The 17057-nt window shown below is 57.2% G+C and carries 23 protein-coding genes; 12 read left to right on the top strand and 11 right to left on the bottom strand.

Annotated elements, in window-relative coordinates:
• Positions 1-198: 198 nt before the first annotated feature.
• On the bottom strand, positions 199-339 hold the full coding sequence (locus METMA_RS27040; RefSeq protein WP_156830506.1) for a hypothetical protein: 141 nt from the start codon (positions 337-339) through the stop codon (positions 199-201).
• 39 nt (positions 340-378) lie between these two features.
• On the opposite strand from METMA_RS27040, the gene nifE reads away from it, so the two are divergent.
• From nifE to fdxB, 6 genes are read left to right on the top strand one after another with little or no spacing between them, the layout of a single operon-like run.
• Positions 379-1773: a nitrogenase iron-molybdenum cofactor biosynthesis protein NifE gene (nifE, locus tag METMA_RS0114875; protein ID WP_020159894.1), complete on the top strand. Its 1395-nt coding sequence runs from the start codon at positions 379-381 to the stop codon at positions 1771-1773.
• Complete coding sequence (nifN, locus tag METMA_RS0114870) at positions 1770-3167, top strand: nitrogenase iron-molybdenum cofactor biosynthesis protein NifN (protein WP_036254690.1); 1398 nt, start codon at positions 1770-1772, stop codon at positions 3165-3167. Before nifE ends, nifN begins: the two co-directional genes overlap by 4 nt.
• A gap of 44 nt (positions 3168-3211) precedes the next feature.
• Positions 3212-3643, top strand: a complete 432-nt coding sequence (nifX, locus tag METMA_RS0114865; RefSeq protein WP_020159892.1) for a nitrogen fixation protein NifX — start codon at positions 3212-3214, stop codon at positions 3641-3643.
• A 44-nt stretch (positions 3644-3687) separates the two neighbouring features.
• On the top strand, positions 3688-4161 hold the full coding sequence (locus tag METMA_RS0114860; RefSeq protein ID WP_020159891.1) for a NifX-associated nitrogen fixation protein: 474 nt from the start codon (positions 3688-3690) through the stop codon (positions 4159-4161).
• Positions 4162-4172: 11 nt separating this feature from the next.
• Positions 4173-4388 carry a CCE_0567 family metalloprotein gene (locus METMA_RS0114855; protein ID WP_020159890.1) on the top strand — a complete coding sequence of 72 codons (216 nt, stop codon included), beginning with the start codon at positions 4173-4175 and terminating at the stop codon, positions 4386-4388.
• 16 nt (positions 4389-4404) lie between these two features.
• A complete protein-coding gene (fdxB, locus tag METMA_RS0114850; RefSeq protein WP_020159889.1) occupies positions 4405-4719 on the top strand; it encodes a ferredoxin III, nif-specific in 315 nt (104 codons plus the stop codon).
• A gap of 103 nt (positions 4720-4822) precedes the next feature.
• Here the strand turns inward: fdxB and METMA_RS27035 are convergent, their stop codons facing one another.
• Positions 4823-5185, bottom strand: a complete 363-nt coding sequence (locus METMA_RS27035) for a hypothetical protein (RefSeq protein WP_020159888.1) — start codon at positions 5183-5185, stop codon at positions 4823-4825.
• Here METMA_RS27035 and METMA_RS0114840 point away from each other — a divergent pair.
• Genes METMA_RS0114840 through METMA_RS0114815 form a run of 6 tightly spaced genes read left to right on the top strand, consistent with a single transcriptional unit; the run spans position 5184 to position 9095 of the window.
• Complete coding sequence (locus METMA_RS0114840) at positions 5184-5507, top strand: (2Fe-2S) ferredoxin domain-containing protein (protein ID WP_020159887.1); 324 nt, start codon at positions 5184-5186, stop codon at positions 5505-5507. The two genes, METMA_RS27035 and METMA_RS0114840, sit on opposite strands and share 2 nt — an antisense overlap.
• 2 nt (positions 5508-5509) lie before the next feature.
• The gene (locus tag METMA_RS0114835; RefSeq protein WP_020159886.1) at positions 5510-5995 is read left to right on the top strand and encodes a hypothetical protein; all 486 of its coding nucleotides are present in this window, start codon (positions 5510-5512) and stop codon (positions 5993-5995) included.
• A 3-nt stretch (positions 5996-5998) separates the two neighbouring features.
• A complete protein-coding gene (locus METMA_RS0114830; protein ID WP_020159885.1) occupies positions 5999-6370 on the top strand; it encodes a hypothetical protein in 372 nt (123 codons plus the stop codon).
• A 9-nt stretch (positions 6371-6379) separates the two neighbouring features.
• Positions 6380-7354 carry a DUF364 domain-containing protein gene (locus METMA_RS0114825; protein ID WP_020159884.1) on the top strand — a complete coding sequence of 325 codons (975 nt, stop codon included), beginning with the start codon at positions 6380-6382 and terminating at the stop codon, positions 7352-7354.
• Positions 7351-7788, top strand: coding sequence for a hypothetical protein (locus METMA_RS0114820; RefSeq protein WP_020159883.1), 438 nt, complete (start codon positions 7351-7353; stop codon positions 7786-7788). The genes METMA_RS0114825 and METMA_RS0114820 overlap by 4 nt, the downstream gene beginning before the upstream one ends.
• Positions 7789-7790: 2 nt before the next feature.
• Positions 7791-9095: a (Fe-S)-binding protein gene (locus tag METMA_RS0114815; protein ID WP_020159882.1), complete on the top strand. Its 1305-nt coding sequence runs from the start codon at positions 7791-7793 to the stop codon at positions 9093-9095.
• Between the two features lie 100 nt (positions 9096-9195).
• Here METMA_RS0114815 and METMA_RS0114810 read toward each other — a convergent pair whose 3' ends face one another.
• The 9 genes from METMA_RS0114810 to METMA_RS24660 all read right to left on the bottom strand — a co-directional run bounded on the left by METMA_RS0114810 (position 9196) and on the right by METMA_RS24660 (position 17014).
• Positions 9196-10611, bottom strand: a complete 1416-nt coding sequence (locus tag METMA_RS0114810; RefSeq protein WP_232216363.1) for a mechanosensitive ion channel family protein — start codon at positions 10609-10611, stop codon at positions 9196-9198.
• A gap of 205 nt (positions 10612-10816) precedes the next feature.
• Positions 10817-11338, bottom strand: coding sequence for a YMGG-like glycine zipper-containing protein (locus METMA_RS0114805; RefSeq protein WP_020159880.1), 522 nt, complete (start codon positions 11336-11338; stop codon positions 10817-10819).
• 13 nt (positions 11339-11351) lie between these two features.
• Positions 11352-11753: a hypothetical protein gene (locus METMA_RS0114800; RefSeq protein ID WP_027147360.1), complete on the bottom strand. Its 402-nt coding sequence runs from the start codon at positions 11751-11753 to the stop codon at positions 11352-11354.
• 168 nt (positions 11754-11921) lie between these two features.
• Complete coding sequence (locus tag METMA_RS24665; RefSeq protein WP_156830505.1) at positions 11922-12971, bottom strand: efflux transporter outer membrane subunit; 1050 nt, start codon at positions 12969-12971, stop codon at positions 11922-11924.
• Positions 12972-13180: 209 nt separating this feature from the next.
• Positions 13181-14326, bottom strand: coding sequence for an ABC transporter ATP-binding protein (locus METMA_RS0114785; protein WP_020159876.1), 1146 nt, complete (start codon positions 14324-14326; stop codon positions 13181-13183).
• Positions 14319-14987, bottom strand: coding sequence for a molybdate ABC transporter permease subunit (gene modB / locus METMA_RS0114780; RefSeq protein ID WP_020159875.1), 669 nt, complete (start codon positions 14985-14987; stop codon positions 14319-14321). Before modB ends, METMA_RS0114785 begins: the two co-directional genes overlap by 8 nt.
• Positions 14988-14992: 5 nt before the next feature.
• A complete protein-coding gene (gene modA, locus METMA_RS0114775; protein WP_020159874.1) occupies positions 14993-15775 on the bottom strand; it encodes a molybdate ABC transporter substrate-binding protein in 783 nt (260 codons plus the stop codon).
• A 60-nt stretch (positions 15776-15835) separates the two neighbouring features.
• Complete coding sequence (locus tag METMA_RS0114770) at positions 15836-16276, bottom strand: GNAT family N-acetyltransferase (protein ID WP_020159873.1); 441 nt, start codon at positions 16274-16276, stop codon at positions 15836-15838.
• Between the two features lie 99 nt (positions 16277-16375).
• The gene (locus METMA_RS24660) at positions 16376-17014 is read right to left on the bottom strand and encodes a protein-methionine-sulfoxide reductase heme-binding subunit MsrQ (protein WP_020159872.1); all 639 of its coding nucleotides are present in this window, start codon (positions 17012-17014) and stop codon (positions 16376-16378) included.
• Positions 17015-17057 lie beyond the last annotated feature (43 nt).

Below are 17057 nucleotides of genomic sequence, written 5' to 3'. Positions count from 1 at the left end.
CTTAACAATTAATTATCTACGTCTGTAGATTTTACACTCTTACTCTTAATCAGCATTCAAATGATTTTTAAAACCAGATAACAACTCTACCTCAATATCTGAGGGATTGGATCAGCAACTAAGAAATACAGCACCTTCAGGCAGTATTCAATTTGGTTGCGTCTAATGGTTATTGTCATAAGCCAGCATAAATCGAATCTATAGCACAAACTCAACATCAGTAATTTCTAAATAACTTTTAGACCAACCGACAACAATCCCCAACTTTGTAGCATTTCCTACAATTCCCTCCCCCATAAACCCCAATAAATTCAATGAAATAAAAACTGGCACAATCATTGCTCTGTCCTAAGTAAAACAAAACTACCGGTCAGAGCCATGAAATCAACCAAAGACATTGCTGAACTTCTGGACGAACCCTCCTGCGAGCATAACAAGAAGGAGAAGTCCGGTTGCGCCAAGCCCAAGCCCGGCGCTTCGGCGGGCGGATGCGCGTTTGACGGGGCGCAGATTGCGCTGTTGCCGATCGCCGATGTCGCGCATATCGTGCACGGGCCTATCGCCTGCGCGGGCAGTTCCTGGGACAACCGCGGCACGCGCTCTTCCGGCGCGAGCCTGTACCGCATCGGCATGACCACGGATCTGACCGAGCAGGATATCGTCATGGGCCGCGCCGAAAAGCGGCTGTTCCATGCGATCAAGCAGGCCGTCGAAACCTACCAGCCGCCGGCCGTGTTTATTTACAACACCTGCGTGCCGGCGCTGATCGGCGACGATATCGGTGCGGTGTGCCGGTCGGCCGAGGAGCGCTGGGGCGTGCCTGTCGTGCCTATCGACAGCGCCGGCTTTTACGGCACCAAGAATCTCGGCAACCGCATCGCCGGCGACGCCATGTTCAAGTATGTGGTCGGCACGCGCGATCCCGACCCGCTGCCGTTGTCGGCGCAACGCACCGATATCAAAATCCACGATGTGAATCTGGTCGGCGAATACAACATCGCCGGCGAATTCTGGCATGTGCTGCCGCTGTTCGATGAGTTGGGCCTGCGCATTCTGTGCACGCTGTCCGGCGATGCGCGCTTTCGCGAAGTGCAGACCATGCACAAGGCCGAAGTCAATATGATGGTGTGCTCGAAAGCGATGCTCAACGTCGCGCGCAAACTGAATGAAAAATACGGCACGCCCTGGTTCGAAGGCAGCTTTTACGGCATTACCGACACCAGCCAGGCCCTGCGCGATTTCGCCAAGGCCATCGGCGACCCCGACCTGACCGAACGCACGGAACGGCTCATCGAGCGCGAGGAAGCGCGCATCCGCGCCGAGCTGGCGCCGTGGAAGGAGCGCCTGAAAGGCAAGCGCGTGCTGCTGTTTACCGGCGGCGTGAAAAGCTGGTCGGTGATTTCGGCGCTGCAGGATCTGGGCATGGTGGTGGTCGCGACCGGCACCAAGAAATCGACCGAGGAAGACAAGGCGCGGATTCGCGAATTGATGGGCGAGGATACGCTGATGATCGAGGACGGCAGCCCGAAAGCCCTGATCAAGATCGTACACGATTACAAGGCCGACATCCTGATTGCCGGCGGCCGCAACATGTATACGGCGCTGAAGGCGAAAATCCCGTTCCTCGACATCAACCAGGAACGCGAATTTGGCTACGAAGGCTATCAGGGCATGCTGGAACTGGTGCGGCAACTGGCGCTGACCATGGAAAGCCCCGTCTGGCCTTCCGTCAGGGCGCCGGCGCCGTGGAAGAAGGCGAAGGAGGCGGCATGACCGAGATCCTGAAACGCAACAAGGCGCTGTCGGTCAGCCCGCTGAAAGCCAGCCAGCCCGTGGGCGGCTCGCTGGCGACGCTGGGCTTTAACCGCGCCATGCCGATGCTGCACGGTTCGCAAGGCTGCACGGCGTTCGCCAAGGTGTTCTTCGTGCGCCATTTCCGGGAACCGATTCCGCTGCAAAGCACGGCCATGGACCAGAGCAGTTCGGTGCTGGGCGCCGACGAGAACGTCGTCGAAGGCATCAAGACCATCGCGGAAAAATCCCGCCCTGCCCTGATCACGATTCTGACCACGGGGCTCGCGGAAACGCAGGGCGCCGATGTGCATCGCAATGTCCGCGAATTCAGGGAAGCCAATCCCGAGTTCGACGACGTGGCCGTGGTCGCGGTCAATACCCCCGATTTTACCGGCAGCGTCGAAACCGGTTATGCGGCGACGCTGACCGAAATCATCCGCGCGCTGGTGCCCGATGCCAAGGACGCCGGCACCCAGCCGGGCCGGCGCCGGCGCCAGGTGAACGTGCTGGTCAGCTACATGCTGACGCCGGGCGATCTGGAAGCATTACGCGATATTTTCGAGCAGTTTCAACTGCGGCCGGTATTCGTGCCGGACCTGTCCGATTCGCTGGACGGCTGCCTGACCGAGGATGATTTCAGCCCGGTCACGATCGGCGGCACGCTGCTGTCGGAAATGGCGACCCTGGGCGATGCGCTGGCGACGGTGGTGATCGGCGCGTCGCTGAAAAAAGCGGCCGAACTGCTGGAACAGAAAACCGGCGTGCCGACTCATGCGTTCGACCATCTCTATGGCCTGCATGCCAACGATAAGCTGATCTCGGCACTGAACGAAATCAGCGGCATGGACGTGCCCGAACGCATCGAGCGGCAGCGCGCACAGTTGCAAGACGCCATGCTCGATACCCATTTCATGCTCGGCCAATTGCGCATCGCCATCGCGGCCGATGCCGATCTGCTGCACGCATTTGCCGCCCAGGTCCAGGAAATGGGCGCCGAAGTCGTGGCCGCGGTCACGTCCTGCAATACCCCGCAGTTGTCGCGCATACCGGTCGCCAGCATCAAGATCGGCGACCTGGAAGACATGGAACTGATCGGCAAAGCCCAGAACGCGCAACTGGTGATCGGCAACTCGCACGCCGTCGACAGCGCCGAACGGCTCGGCGCGCCGATCCTGAGAGCCGGCTTCCCGCTCTATGACATCATCGGCGGCTACCAGAAAACCTGGATAGGCTACCGGGGTTCCCGTCAGACGCTGTTTGATCTGGCCAACCTGGTCATCAATCACGCGCATGAGGAAATCCCGGTTTATCGCTCGGTTTACGCGCAAAAACCGGCCCACGAATTAACTGAATACCCGCAGCCATGTCATTAAGAAGAAGGCTGCACGTCGTGCAAAGTACAGATGAGAGCAGATTTATGGATACCGCATTGAAAATAGCTTTTGCCACTACCGACATGGAAAACGTCAACCAGCATTTCGGCTCCGCCAGATCGTTTGCGGTTTACGCCGTCGACATGGAAAACTCGGAACTCATGGAAGCGGCGCAATTCGGCGAACTGGCCCAAGACGGCAACGAGGACAAGTTGTCGGTAAAGATTCAACTTTTGGACGGCTGCGCGGCGGTATATTGCCAGGCCATCGGCGCGTCGGCCGTCAACCAATTGATGAGCAACGGCATACAGCCAGTCAAGGTGCATGAAGGCAGCAAGATCAAGGATCTGATCGCCGATCTGCAGAATGAATTAAAGGCAGGCCCTTCAAGTTGGCTGGCCAAGGCGATCAACAAACACAAAGGCCCCGATCCTAATCGTTTCGACCAGATGGAAAGCGAGGGCTGGGATGAGTAAACCATTCTCTTCATCACGTTTAATTTCAATTAACGGAGTACACCATGACCACTGCTGAACTGGTCGTCCAAGAGGACGACGTAAACCTGGATTCCGAGCTTGTTAAGGATCTGATCAAACAACTGCGCGCCATTGATACCTACGACACCTACGACGGCTGGTCGAATGCGAAAATCATCGACCCTATCGTACTGACCAAGGAGCGCAAGCGCGACATTCCCGTTGTCGGTGATCCGGACGGCATCACCGTCGCGCGCATCAAGGCCTATTACAACTCGCTGGCGACGCTGATCGAGCAGAAAAGCGGCCTCATGGCCGTGCCCGTGGTCAATCTGAGCCATGAAGGCTTCGGCCGGGCATTCATCATGATAGGCAAGCTGATCGTGGTCGATAAAATCCTGCGCGACGTGCATCGCTGGGGCTTTCCGAGCCTGGAGGCGATGTGCGAGCAAAGTGACAAGACCATCGACAAGGCCTTGGAATTAATCGAAAAATACCGCGCTGCCGCGACTGATTAGGAGGTGTTGCCGTGAGTCCCGAAGAACTGAGAAAACTGGAAAAAGAGGTCAAGAAGACCAAACGGCTGGCCAGCGAACAGGCCATGGAGCTGCATGACCTGATCGAAGACCGCCTGCCGGATGCCTATCAGGAGCTAATGGGCATAGCCCAGGCCACTTACGACGCCTGCAAGGCCTGGGATGAGGCCAACCAAAAACTTAACGCCGCGCAAACCGATGCGGCCTGACCGGGGGTGATCAAGCATGTCAGAATTTGTAACCGGCGTAACTTTTGGTGGCGCGGAATGGACTCCGTCTTATGTTAACGACATCGACCAGACGACCTGCATCGGCTGCGGCCGCTGCTTTAAAGTCTGCCCGCGCGATGTCTTTGATCTGGTGGAAAAAGCCGACGTGCTCGATGCCGATGATTTCGACGACGCTTATGGCGATGAGGACGAGGACGAAATCACCATGGTCATGAGCATTAAAGACGCCAATGACTGCATTGGCTGCGAAGCCTGCTCGAAAGTCTGCCCGAAGAGCTGCTTTACCCACGACCACAAAAAAGCGGCCTGACGCCAATTGTGTAGTGTACGCACCGCGTCCCTTTGGAACCTGTAGGTGCGAAATTCCTGGTTCCCACGGTCCTGAGACTGTGAAAGTATTCAATTTAAAAGATTTAACCACGAAGGACACGAAGCACACGAAGTTTTAAGTTATTGATTAATTTTATTTTTTCTTCGTGTCCTTCGTGATCTTCGTGGTGAATAAGGCTTTTTATGACGCTTTTCACTAATTCTTTCACAGTCTGTCCTCCGTGGGAACCGATACCGGGCTGTGAGAGCGGCACGTCGTATGCTAGGTCCGGTAGGCATTCCCATTTATGCCCTTCAGGGTGCGCGGGAACGAGGAAAGGGGCAAGAGCTAAGGAGCGCAGGACAAAATCGCCTGTTAAGGCGAAAAAACAAGGATGTTTTTCATAAAACCCGATTAGACAAACCGTCGCGCAGCGACACATTAACGACAAAAAGGAATCCACCATGCCCAGACCCGATAAACACGTATTCGTCTGTACCCAAAACCGGCCTCAGGGCCATCCTCGCGGTTCCTGCGCCAGCAGCGGCTGCGCGGAAGTCATGAACGAATTCATGAACGAGATACAAAACCGCAACCTGTTCGAAAAGATCGCGCTGACCAACACCGGCTGCATGGGCCCCTGCATGATGGGACCGAGCGTGCTGGTTTACCCCGAAGGCGTCATGTACGGCAGAGTCAAACCGGCCGATGTCAAAACCATCATCGATCAGCATCTGCTGGGCGGCGAGCCTGTCGCCAACCTGATTGCGCCCGCCGAGGTCTGGTAGCCATGGACGTGGGGGAACGCATCACCTTCAGTCCGAACATGCCGCCCGAGGTCAATCAATTGCTGCAATCGGCAGTCATAGCCAGTTCGGTCGACCAGAAACGCGCGGAAACGCTGTTCATCCAGGCGCAGACCATGGACCGGCATTGCCTGCAAACGTATTTCGCCCTGTACAAGTTCTACTTCTACCAGAAGCGCCTGCCTGAAGCTGAACGCATCGCTCTGTCGGGGCTTGAGGAATCGGCCAGGCAGGGCGGCTTTCCCAGTGATTATCGCAGGCTGGCCAGGGAACCGAAAAAATGGAATTTGTACGCGAACGAAATTTCGCTGTTTTACCTGTACACACTGAAGGCGCTGGCGTTCATCAAATTGCGCCAGGGCCTTCTGGTTGAAGGCCAGCTTATTTTGTCGCAACTGCAACAATTGGACCCGAAGGACCTGTCCGGCGGCTCGGTGATCATGGACCTGGCCGCCGGCCTGGAGGCGTAAGCGATGGAACTGGACGAGCACATCCGGATAAAACGCGAGCTGGGCGCCTCGATATGCGATCGGATCGGCGATGAAATCGACCGGCTCGGTTTCGCGGCCGGCAGCATCGAGCACTACCCGTTTTTCGATCAGGCGCGCTTTGAGCTGATCAAGGACCCGTTCACCGGCGACCATAACCTGGCCGGTTATTGGCACGACCAGCGCCAGCAGCTTATCGGCAGCCTGCAATTCAACAGCGACGGCACCTTTTACGCCGAATACGATGTGGTCAGGCCGCATCCGACCAAACCTAAATGGTTCGTTGAAGGCATCACGGCCTGGGGCAGCGCGGACAGGATCACGGCCGAAGCCAAATTGCTGCCGATGCCGGAATGAGCCAAGCCCATGAACCAAGCGAATCGAATTTACGAACTGCTGCTCGATTATGCCGCCGACAACGCGCGCATCACCGAATTGACCGTCGGTTTGGTGTGGACGGCCTGCAAGGCGCAACGGGACGGCGATAGCGTTTTAGGCTTGGCCATGAGCCCCGGCCTGCCGACCCGGACCCTGGCCTGGCCCGGCACGCTGGCCGGCAAAACGCTGGGCGAGCTGGCCGGCTGGATTACCGACTGGGAGCCCTACAAAGCCACCGTCGGCATGGCCGCGATCAATTGCAGCCTGAACGCGCGCGAACTACCCGCCGGCCTGACCCTGCAGCCGACTCCGGGGCTGGGCAACCTGGCCGTGTTCGAACATTTCCTGCCGCAACTGCAGGGCAAGAAAGTCGTGGTGATCGGCCGTTACCCGGGCATCGAGCGCTATGCCGAACAAATCGACCTGCACATTATCGAGCGGCAGGCCATGCACGGCGATTATCCCGACCCGGCCTGCGAGTTTCTGCTGCCGGATGCCGACTGGGTCTTCATCACGGCCAGCTCACTGATCAACAAGACCTTTCCGCGCCTGGCCGAACTGGCTCGCGATGCCGTCACGGTATTGATGGGGCCGACCGTGCCGTGGCTGCCGGAATTCCACGACTTCGGCATCGACTATCTGGCCGGCATCGAAGTGACGAATTCGGACAGCCTTTACCGGACCGCGGCCGAAGGCGGCGGGGTGCGCATTTTCGAGAACGGCGCCCATTACCGGATCGTGGAACTGAATCCCGTCAACAGCATGGCCTGGCTGAAAGCCCAGATCGCCCAGTGCTACGCCGAAAAAGAACAGCTGACCCAGGCGATGGAGGCATGGTACGGCGCCAGCAGACCCGGACGCTATCCCGCGTTTACCCGGCTCTCTCAGATCACCACCCGCCTCTCGCGCATGGACAGCAGTTATAAAAACCTCTGGGACATCCACCACTCGCAGCCATCATGACCGAAGCTTTCGAAAACAACCGCGTTATCCTGTATTACAACGGCGCCATCAGCGCCCTGACCCTGTTCGTGCAGCATGCCAACGGCTGCGTCTGCGCGCCCTCGCCTTTGCCCTTGCTGTCTTCGGCACTGGAATCGGAAGAACTGGAGCATGATGTGGTCAGCACGCATCCGGCCGCCGTCGTGCAGGCGGTCGGCACCGCCCTGGATCTGCCGACTCACCTGCTGAAAGCCGAGGCCGGCTACCGCGAACGGATCGAGACGCCGGGCGGCATCATTACCGTTTACCTGGCCCGCTTCGACCTGCTGGACCCGCCGCATCAACTGGTGGAAAGCAAAGGCTGCCAGTTCAGGACCCTGACCCAGTTAAGAGGCCAGTCGCCGACCGAAATGGAACTGCTGCGCCGGGCCTATGCCTTCATCATGGAGTCGTAAACATGCTGGAATTTTTCGAAGATGACGGATTCGGCACTGACGCCGTATATCAGCAGGATGGCTTGTACATTCCCGAGGCTGGCGATTGCATGCGCTGCGGCCAGTGTGTCAGCCACTGCCCGACCTTCAGAATCGACCGTATCGACGAAGAATCGCCGCGCCGCCGCATACGCACCATCGACAAGATCCTCAACCAGTCCGCCGCGCCTTCCGATGAAGACCTGAAGCATCTGAACAACTGCCTTCAATGTCGGGCCTGCGAGACCGTCTGCCCCAGCAAGATGGCTTACGGACAACTGCTGGACCAGAGCCGGCAAAAGCTCGCCGACACGGTCAAGCCCGCGCGCTGGACCAAACGCCTTGAAAAACTATCGCTGGCGCTGATCGAGCACAAGCCCCGGCTGCGCGTGATCAGCCGGCTGCTCGGTTTTTATCAGCGCTCGGGCCTGCAAGCCCTGCTGCGCAAATCCGGGCTGTTGTCGGCTTTAAAACTGCAAGCCTATGAATCCCTGCTGCCGGCCATCGATGCCGCGCCGCTGGAGCCGTTTTATCTGACCCCTGCCGACCGGCGCGGCAGCGTGGCCTTGTTTACCGGCTGCATCGCCGAAAGTTTCGACAAGGCCACGGCGCTGGCCGCCATACGCGTGTTGAACCGGATCGGCTTCGACGTGATCGTTCCCGAGCAGCAGAACTGCTGCGGCGCCATACACCAGCACCGGGGCCACGCCGAAACGGCGGCCCGGATGGCCTGGCGCAATATCGGCGTGTTCAATTCGCTGGATGTCGACGCCATCGTCTATACGGCCAGCGCCTGCGGCCTGATGCTGAGCGAATACGAACAACTGAGCATCGACGATTTCGATGACGAAGAGCTCGATTTTTTCAATAACCAGCTGTTCGACATCACCGACTTTGTCAACCGGCACTGGCCCGATAAAACGCCGCTTCTGGCCTATCCCAAAACCGTCGCCGTGCACGAACCCTGCAGCCAGCGCAACCAGCTGAAAAACCAGCAGGCCGTTTACGATCTGCTGGCACGCATCCCGGACATCGACCTGGCGCCGCTGGCCGACAACGCCGTCTGCTGCGGCGCCGGCGGCACGCACATGCTAACCCACCCGCACATAGCCGGTCCTCTCGGCGCCGAAAAAATCGAGCACCTGCACATCAGCGGCGCTGACCTGCTGGTCACCTCCAACATCGGCTGCGCCCTGCATCTGGCGGCCGGCGCCGGCCGGTTAGCGCCGCCGGTGGCAGTCATGCATCCGGTCGGGCTAGTTGCGCGATTGATTCAGGAAGTTGGTTGAAGGATGTGGGGCTTTGACTAATGGCATCAATTTTAAGCATAAACATGAAGGCCTCAAACGACAGGGATAGGAAATGATCCCTGCCAATTAGCGGTCCCATTTACTCAGGCGCATTCGGACCCAGAAGATTTTCAGTGTTGTCCTTTACATTTTCCTTCGCCACCTGTTTTTCGACAGTATGATCAGCTGTTATGTCTTTAACTTCATCGGATTGCAGATCAATGTCATGGGCGCTTACGGGTATGGCCGGTTCGGTTTTTTCATGAAATTCTTCCGACACCCTGTCTTTTTCATGAGAAAGTCTGAGGTCGTAAATCGGATTCGGCATAATGATTTTTGCCTCATCAAAGGCTTTTTTCACCGATTTTATTGCTTCACTGCGCACTTTTAATAAATCATAATCCCTTTGATTAACCCAATTAAAAATGCGTATGACTACATTTGAATCGCCCAACTCATGGATAATGGCTTGAGGCTTAGGCTCACTTAGAATGCCCGGTACTTTTTTAAGTGTAGCCAGTGCCAGGCTTTGGGCTTTAGAAAGATCCTGATCCGTCGCTATACCGAGATCGAACTGAAACCGCCTTTCAGGATTGCGGGTGAAGTTCGTGATCACGGCCTTGTAGACCGTCGAGTTGGGAATGCGGATATGATTGCCGTCCGGCGAAATCAAAATAGTGGCGCGCGAGGTCAGGCGCGCGACATTGCCTTGCTGACCGTCAATATCGACAAACTCATTAACTTCAAACGGATTTCGGATGCTCAGCAAGATACTGGCAATAAAGTTTTCCACGGTATCCCGCACGGCAAAACCAACCGCTAACCCGAAAATGCCAGCGGCGCCCAGAATGGTGCCCAGTAGCGCCGTTGCATCCAGTAAGTTGAGGGCGAAGACAATGCCGACAACGATGAAAATCAGATGGGTGAGTTTGCCCAATAAATCGGAAATGAAAAAGTTAATACTGATGTGACGAAAGAAACCTTGGCGTTTCGAGATCCATCCGCCCAAGATCCAGAATAGGAAAATCACCAGTAAGGCCAGCAAAAACAAGGGAAGTCCGGCGATTAATTGCTCTCCAAGCGCTGTCATTTTAACCATGGTTTTTTGTAGACGCTTTTCGAGGCTGTGGCTGACGATTAGCCGATTCTCAACTTCGACAACATTTTCTATTTGTTTGGCGAAATCCACGGCTTTATTTTCCGCTGCTTTGGAATCCACCATTCCTTGCAAAGTGACTACACCATTACTGACAGATGCTTTTACGTCTTTTAAATCATCCATTTCTGAAAAAATCTGCCGCAACCGTTTTTCGATTTTTCTATCGTTTTGTTTTGAATGGTCGACGTCGATAACCTTATCTGGCTCAGAGGTACTCTTGGGCGCAGTATCGCTCGTTAACAAATCCGATACATCCTGTGCTTGAACCAAGTGAGTTACGGATAGCAGAACAAGCAGCCAACCGACCCTTGACAACCTTGATAGTGTTTTTACCATTGAGTTAATCATTATTTTCATAAAGGGAATGTCATTTTTAGGGGGCTTGAATAACTTTTCCCGTCGCTATCGGCCGAAAGCGACTTTTAAAATTTAGAATATAAAGATCCTTAGATTAATACGATACGCAGAGGGCAAGTCCCTTACGCATTAATCTGCTGAGGTGCCATATTCTGAAACCGGCTGAACAAGAGACATGGCAAATGCATGCCTCTTGCTTCCTTTTTCATCTGCTGGGTGGAGGCGGCGGCGTGCCCTCCGGAGGCGGAGGAACCCGGATGGACGGCCCGGGCTCCGTGGCCTGGTCTTCGTAGATGAATTGTCCGGATACCGGCACACGATGCCCGTTGGCGTACATACACTGGATATAAGCATTATCGTAGTCTCGCTGGGTAGCATAGCCGGCTCTTCGGCCTTCTTCCGTCCCTACCAGACCGCCGGCCACCATACCGGTTCCCGCGCCTATTGCCGCGCCCTCGCCGCCGCCTATTGCCGCTCCGGCAGCGGCTCCGAGCGCCGAGCCGACAATGGTGCTGCCGACCTGGCTGTCCACCGCGGCCTGATTAGCGGTTCTGCCGCCCACCTGCCCATACGCATATTGCCGGCAAAGCGTATCATCCTGGCGAAATTGTTGGAACGACATCCCGGTGCCGGGTAACACCATGACACTGGGCCCAGTCGGCATATACGCACAACCGGCCAGTCCTGCCACGAAGATGAATCCTGAAAAACTTTTCTGATATTTCATGTTGGCTCTCCTGCTATCTGGGCGATGGTGGTATCGGATCGACCTGCCGCCAGCCGGACGGGCATTCCTTGACGTAAGGGTAATAGCCTTCCGGATCGCTGCAATAATACCAATACCCTGGCGGAAGCGGCTGTGCCGGCTGCGGCTTGGCGCGCTCGATATAGACCGGCGGACTGACCGGAACCCTGACGATTTCAGGCGGATAATAAGGATAATAAGGGGAATAAGGATAGTAATAGGGATAAGAATACGGTCTGGGATATAACGGCACGCCAAAATAAAAGCTGAACCCCGGATGACGGTGATAACGGCCGAAGTAGTACCCGTCCCTAGGATGGGCTTGCGCTTCAAGCCCTATGCCAAGCGCCATGACAGAAACGGCCAGCATGGCTGAAAACCTGTTGATTGTTAACATCTTCAATACCTCAATGTCTCTACTTTAATTCCGCCGTCGGCAAATATGTTTGTTATAGCATGTTCCCGGCTCTATAGTCAGTCTTGTTCTGACGAGTAAAATTAGTAGAGTATTCATAGCGTGCGAATAGTGCGAATGAATTCGCACCTACATTGCAACTTAGGTACCCTAACCTGAACGACTATTCATGCCGCAGCGCCTCGATCGGGTCCATACGCGCCGCCTTGCGGGCCGGCATGAAGCCGAAGATAACGCCGACCGAGGCCGAAAAGGCAAAGGCCACGGGGCGACGCCGATCTGAGCGGTCTGCGCCGCCAGTTGGCGCTCGGCGCGCCGCACGTCGGGCCGCTGTCGCAACACATCGGCGGGGATGCCGGTGGCAATGCCGCCGATTGCCGCGGGGATAGGCGCGGTTTGATCCAGCAGCGCGTCGAGGGCGGCCGGCTGCAGGCCCAGCAGCAGGGCGAGATTGTGTTTGGCCTGCGCCAGGGAACTGCCCAGATTGGGCAGCTCGGCGCGGGTGTTTTCCATGGCCAATTTGGCCTGGTCGACATCCAGCTGGGTGGTTAGGCCGGCCATCTGGCGCCAGCGGGCAATGTCGTAAGTTTCGCTTTGCGCGGCCAGATTGGCTTCGGTGATGCGCAGGCGCTTCTGCAGACTGCGCAGATCGACGTAATTCAATGCCGCTTCCGCGTACAGGCTCACCAGGACATCGCGCAAATCTTCCCGCGCCGCCTGTTCCGACGCATCGGCGGACTCGATGGCCCGGCGCTGTTTGCCAAAAAGGTCCAGTTCCCAGCTGGCACCCAGGCTGTAGCTGTACATTTCGTAGGTCATGCCGATGCCGGTCGCCCCCGCTCTGAAGCCGGCTTCCTTGCTGCTGCCGCTTTTGCTGGCCGAGGCGCCGAGCGAGGAAGTCGGCCACAGATTGGCCTGCGCCAGCTGCCGGCGCGCCCGCGCCTCGCGCACCCTGCCCTCGGCTTGCCGCAGCTCCCGGTTGCCGAGTTGGGCTTTTTCGATTAGCTCGGACAGGACGGGATCATTGAAGGTCCGCCACCAACTGCTGATATCCGCCGTGTCGGCTGCTGCAGCGCCGGTCAAGGACTGGCTCCAGGCGGCCGGCAAATCGGTTTGCGGCGGCCGGTAATCCGGACCGACCATGCAGCCCGGCAGCAGCGACAAGCTCAACCATAATGCGGTTTTTCCTGACTTCAACATGATCCTGTCAGTTTATTTTAAGCAGGGCATAGGCGCCGGCGTCAGAAAATGGCGGCGGATTTTGGTGATGTTTTGCATGGTATCGGCCTGAAAGTCCAATGCGGCAATGGTTCTATTATGCCGGAACCTTCGGCAAGTTGGTGTCAAACCGATGCAAGATCAGGTAAATACAAGATAGTTTGGTTCTACTGTCGCCAGCAACCGCCTGGTCACACCAGATCCTCGCCCGCCCTGTCCCCGCGCAGTTTTTCAAACGGCATCAGGTGAATGCCGTCGGCCAGCAGCGAAACGGTCACTTGCTCGCCATAGGCCAGCGCGTTGCGCCTGGCCACATGCAAGGGCACGGTCATGGCGAGATTGATCCTGAGCTGCCTGTCCACCTGGACCAGGACGCTGACATGCTCGCCCAGCACCATGTATTCGACGATAGTGCCCGACAGCGGGTTCTCGCGGTCGCCGTTGGAATGGCGGCCGCGCCGGTGCAGCAGCACGTTGGCCGACTGGATCATCCAGCATACGCGCTGTTGCACGGCGTATTCGGGCTGGTAACGCGCTTCCAGGATCAGGCCTCGCCAGCGCAGCCGGGTGATCCGGTTTTGCGGATCGTGGCTCATGACTTGGCCGGTAAACAGGTTCTGCTGGTCCATCAGCCGGCAAACCAGCGCGCTGACCGGGCGCGCGGCCACTTCCAGGGGCGTCCCGGCCTGCAGGGTCACGCCCCTGTGCAGCAGGCATAAGCGGTCGGCCAGCAAGGTCGCCTCTTCCAGATCGTGCGTGACCAGAACGATGGGCATGGACAGGGAGCGGCGCAGTTCATTGAGTTCACGGTATAAACGCCGCCGCGTGACCTGATCGACGGCCGAGAACGGCTCATCGAGCAGCAGCACTTTGGGCTCCCTGGCCAGCGCCCTGGCGACGGCGACGCGCTGCTGCTGGCCGCCGGACAACTCACGCGGATAGCGGTCGTCCAACCCACCCAGATGCACGCGCCTTAATAAGGCCCGGGCCCGTTCATGGCGCTGAGGCTTGGGCAGGTGCGTCAACGCCTCCAGCACATTGCCGAGGGCGGTAAAATGCGGAAACAGCGCGTAATGCTGAAAAACCAGGCCCACTTTGCGCTGATGCGCGTCAAGATAGATATCCCTGGCGCTGTCCATCCAGACTTCGTCCTGGCAGCCGACCGAGCCGTGCTCGGGATGATGGAGCCCGGCAATGGCGCGCAGCACGGTGGTCTTGCCACTGCCGGATGGCCCGACCAGCGCCAGCACCTCGCCGGGCCGGCAGTACAGGTCGATATCGAGCGGTATGGGCTGATCCTGTGTCAGCCGGACCCGCAGGCCTTGCGTGTCAGCCATGGAAGGTTCGGGTACGGGCGGTAATCAGATAGGTCAAGGCGATCATGATCATGGAAAAAAACAGCAGGAACGCCGACATGACCGCCGCGGCCTCGTTGTCGAACGCCTGCACCCGGTCGTAAATGGCGATGGCGATGGTTTTGGTCTCGCCCGGGATGTTGCCGCCCACCATCAGCACCACGCCGAACTCGCCCAGCGTGTGCGCGAAGGTCATGACCATGGCCGAGACGATACCGGGCCAGGCCAGCGGCAGCTCGATGCGCAGCAGGACCTTGGCGGGGCGCATGCCGCAGCAGGACGCCGCCTCCCTGACATCGCGCGGTATCGCTTCAAAAGCCCGCTGCATGGGCTGGATCGCGAAGGGCAGGTTGAAAATGATAGAGGCGATGACCAGTCCTTCAAAGCTGAAGACCGGCGCGTGCCCGATGAGGCTTTTCAGCAGCTGCCCCGCCCAGGAAGCATCGCCCAGCGACATCAGCAGATAATAGCCCAGCACGGTCGGCGGCAGGACCAGCGGCATGGCCAGCAAGGCCTGCACCATGCTCTTGCCGTAAAACTGGCTGTAGGCCAGCCGGCGGCCGGTCCAGATGCCGGTCGGCAGCAAAAACAGCACGGTATAGGCGCTCAGTTTTACTGATAGTAACAGGGCTTGCCAATCCATCGGTGTTATTGGGGCAGGATAAAGCCGTACTGCTCAAAAATGGTGCGCGCGGCCGGCTGCTGCAGATAGGCATAAAAGGCTTTGGCGGTTTCGCCCGCCGGCTTCAGCAGCACCATGCGCTGGCGCAATGGCTGGTGCAACGTTTCGGGCAGCAGCACGAAGCGCCCCTGCGCTTTCAGTTTCGGCGAAAGCGCCAGTGCGTAGGCGAAAATACCGCTCTCGGCCGCGCCCGATGCTGCAAACTGGGCCGCCTGCGACACGTTTTCACCCAGCACCAGATGCGCCCGCAGGTCGTCCCACAGGCCCAGCGTTTGCAGCACCTGCTGCGCCGCGCGGCCATAAGGCGCGTGCTCGGGATTGGCGATGGCGAATTTCTTGAGCTGGCCTTTTTCCAGCGCTTCTTTTACGCCCTTCAGGTCGGCATCGGGCGCTAGCGGCGAGCCTTCCGGCGCGAACAAAACCAGCCGTCCCAGCGCGTACAGCACGCCCTGATCGATAGCCCGCCCCTGCTCGGCCAAGGTCAGCGCATACTGCTCGTCAGCGGACATGAACAGTTCGAAAGGCCCGCCCTGGCTGATCTGGCGGAAAAAGTTGCCGGACGAGCCGAAGCTCAGTTTGACGTTGCGCCCGGTGTCCTGAGTGAATCGCCGCGCGATATCCTCGAGCGCGAATTGCAGATCCGACGCGGCCGCGATAACCGGCACCTCAGCCGCCTGCGCCGGACGCGCGCCAATCGACAACAACAGGAACAGGCTCAGGACAATGGAGGACATCAATTTCGATTTCATGGTGTGTTCTCAAACGCAAGTTAAAAAACCGGATAGAGCATTAACTATACCAGTATTGCGCTAGGCCTTTCTCAGACAAATCAGCTGCGTGGGTTGCCAGGCCTGTTTTGCATAGAATTGCAGAGCCGGTCCATTGTTTTTATCGGCCAGCAACTGCAGACGCTTGAGCCCCCGCCGCTCCGCCCAGTCGACGGTCGCGGCCAGCAGTTCCTGGCCGATGCCCTGATGACGGAACGCCTCTGTCACGATCAGATCCTCTACCAGCCCCACCGGTCCGCCTTCGGCCGTGGAAATCAGGGTTTGCAAACTGCACATGCCCACCACGCGCCGGTCCGACTCGGCGACGAAAAGAGCGTCCTTCTCGCTGGCCAGCAATTGCTTGAGCCCTTGAATCTGCTTGTCCCGGTCAAAGGCAAAATCGGCTTCGATGGCAAACAGCTCTTCCAGAAGCGCCGCCAGTTGCGCGACGTCGGAAGGTTCGGCGGTTCTTATAGTGATCATGATGGCAATATGAAAAATGACTGGTTTTTTATTTTACGGCAAGACGCCCTTAAAAGGCAGGTCTCGATCTCGTCGAAGATAGCCGCGTGCACGTTCGCCTCAAATTTCGCTATCGTGCTGCAAATTCAGGCGTTTGAGCAAAGCGTTCTGCTTGCGCTTGTTGTATATGATGCGAATGATTTGCAGGAAAAGCAGAAAGGCGCCGTAAAACAGCGGAATGGATATATCGACTTTTTCACTGAAGACGAAATGCAAGATGCTCAACAAGGCGGCGGTATGCACGAGATTATGCAGCTTCGCCCAGCGCTTGCCCATCAGGCGCATCATCTGGTTGGTCGAGGTCACGGTCAGGGGAATCAGGATCAGATAGACCATCAGGCCGATATCAACGGCAGGACTTCTGACAATGGCTTCAAGGATATAGGCGCCGTTGAGGGAGTGATCAAAAACCAGAAAAACCAATAAATGGACGGTACTGTAAAAGAAGGTAAACAGGCCAAGCATGCGCCGGTATTTCATGACCGGCAGTTTCCGAAACAGCATTCGGGCAGGGCTGACCGACAAGGTGATCAGTAAAAAACGCAGGGCCCACACACCGCTTCGGTCTAATAATTCTTCTACGGGGTTGGCCCCCAAGTCGTCGGTTATGATATCCGCCACCATGAGCAAAAACGGTAGCAGCGCACAAATAAACAGGGCGTATTTAAATTTAAATGTCGGACATATTTTTCTAGTCATTAACACCGGACTTGTCAATTGGCCTCGCCAATTATTCATCATA

The sequence above is a fragment of the Methylobacter marinus A45 genome (assembly GCF_000383855.1).
GTDB classification, from domain to species: Bacteria; Pseudomonadota; Gammaproteobacteria; order Methylococcales; family Methylomonadaceae; genus Methylobacter; species Methylobacter marinus.
This window is presented reverse-complemented; position numbering and strand designations above follow the sequence as displayed.

What these genes read in the sequence shown, in the direction of transcription:
- METMA_RS27040 (WP_156830506.1), bottom strand. Translation starts at nt 339, where the DNA reads ATGATTGTGCCAGTTTTTATTTCATTGAATTTATTGGGGTTTATGGGG.
- METMA_RS0114835 (WP_020159886.1), top strand. Translation starts at nt 5,510, where the DNA reads ATGGACGTGGGGGAACGCATCACCTTCAGTCCGAACATGCCGCCCGAG.
- METMA_RS0114810 (WP_232216363.1), bottom strand. Translation starts at nt 10,611, where the DNA reads ATGAAAATAATGATTAACTCAATGGTAAAAACACTATCAAGGTTGTCA.
- modB (WP_020159875.1), bottom strand. Translation starts at nt 14,987, where the DNA reads ATGGATTGGCAAGCCCTGTTACTATCAGTAAAACTGAGCGCCTATACC.
- nifE (WP_020159894.1), top strand. Translation starts at nt 379, where the DNA reads ATGAAATCAACCAAAGACATTGCTGAACTTCTGGACGAACCCTCCTGC.
- METMA_RS0114770 (WP_020159873.1), bottom strand. Translation starts at nt 16,276, where the DNA reads ATGATCACTATAAGAACCGCCGAACCTTCCGACGTCGCGCAACTGGCG.
- METMA_RS27035 (WP_020159888.1), bottom strand. Translation starts at nt 5,185, where the DNA reads ATGGTGGATTCCTTTTTGTCGTTAATGTGTCGCTGCGCGACGGTTTGT.
- fdxB (WP_020159889.1), top strand. Translation starts at nt 4,405, where the DNA reads ATGTCAGAATTTGTAACCGGCGTAACTTTTGGTGGCGCGGAATGGACT.
- METMA_RS24660 (WP_020159872.1), bottom strand. Translation starts at nt 17,014, where the DNA reads ATGACTAGAAAAATATGTCCGACATTTAAATTTAAATACGCCCTGTTT.
- METMA_RS0114830 (WP_020159885.1), top strand. Translation starts at nt 5,999, where the DNA reads ATGGAACTGGACGAGCACATCCGGATAAAACGCGAGCTGGGCGCCTCG.
- METMA_RS0114820 (WP_020159883.1), top strand. Translation starts at nt 7,351, where the DNA reads ATGACCGAAGCTTTCGAAAACAACCGCGTTATCCTGTATTACAACGGC.
- METMA_RS0114785 (WP_020159876.1), bottom strand. Translation starts at nt 14,326, where the DNA reads ATGGCTGACACGCAAGGCCTGCGGGTCCGGCTGACACAGGATCAGCCC.
- METMA_RS24665 (WP_156830505.1), bottom strand. Translation starts at nt 12,971, where the DNA reads ATGTTGAAGTCAGGAAAAACCGCATTATGGTTGAGCTTGTCGCTGCTG.
- METMA_RS0114825 (WP_020159884.1), top strand. Translation starts at nt 6,380, where the DNA reads ATGAACCAAGCGAATCGAATTTACGAACTGCTGCTCGATTATGCCGCC.
- modA (WP_020159874.1), bottom strand. Translation starts at nt 15,775, where the DNA reads ATGAAATCGAAATTGATGTCCTCCATTGTCCTGAGCCTGTTCCTGTTG.
- METMA_RS0114800 (WP_027147360.1), bottom strand. Translation starts at nt 11,753, where the DNA reads ATGTTAACAATCAACAGGTTTTCAGCCATGCTGGCCGTTTCTGTCATG.
- METMA_RS0114805 (WP_020159880.1), bottom strand. Translation starts at nt 11,338, where the DNA reads ATGAAATATCAGAAAAGTTTTTCAGGATTCATCTTCGTGGCAGGACTG.
- METMA_RS0114860 (WP_020159891.1), top strand. Translation starts at nt 3,688, where the DNA reads ATGACCACTGCTGAACTGGTCGTCCAAGAGGACGACGTAAACCTGGAT.
- nifX (WP_020159892.1), top strand. Translation starts at nt 3,212, where the DNA reads ATGGATACCGCATTGAAAATAGCTTTTGCCACTACCGACATGGAAAAC.
- METMA_RS0114815 (WP_020159882.1), top strand. Translation starts at nt 7,791, where the DNA reads ATGCTGGAATTTTTCGAAGATGACGGATTCGGCACTGACGCCGTATAT.
- METMA_RS0114840 (WP_020159887.1), top strand. Translation starts at nt 5,184, where the DNA reads ATGCCCAGACCCGATAAACACGTATTCGTCTGTACCCAAAACCGGCCT.
- nifN (WP_036254690.1), top strand. Translation starts at nt 1,770, where the DNA reads ATGACCGAGATCCTGAAACGCAACAAGGCGCTGTCGGTCAGCCCGCTG.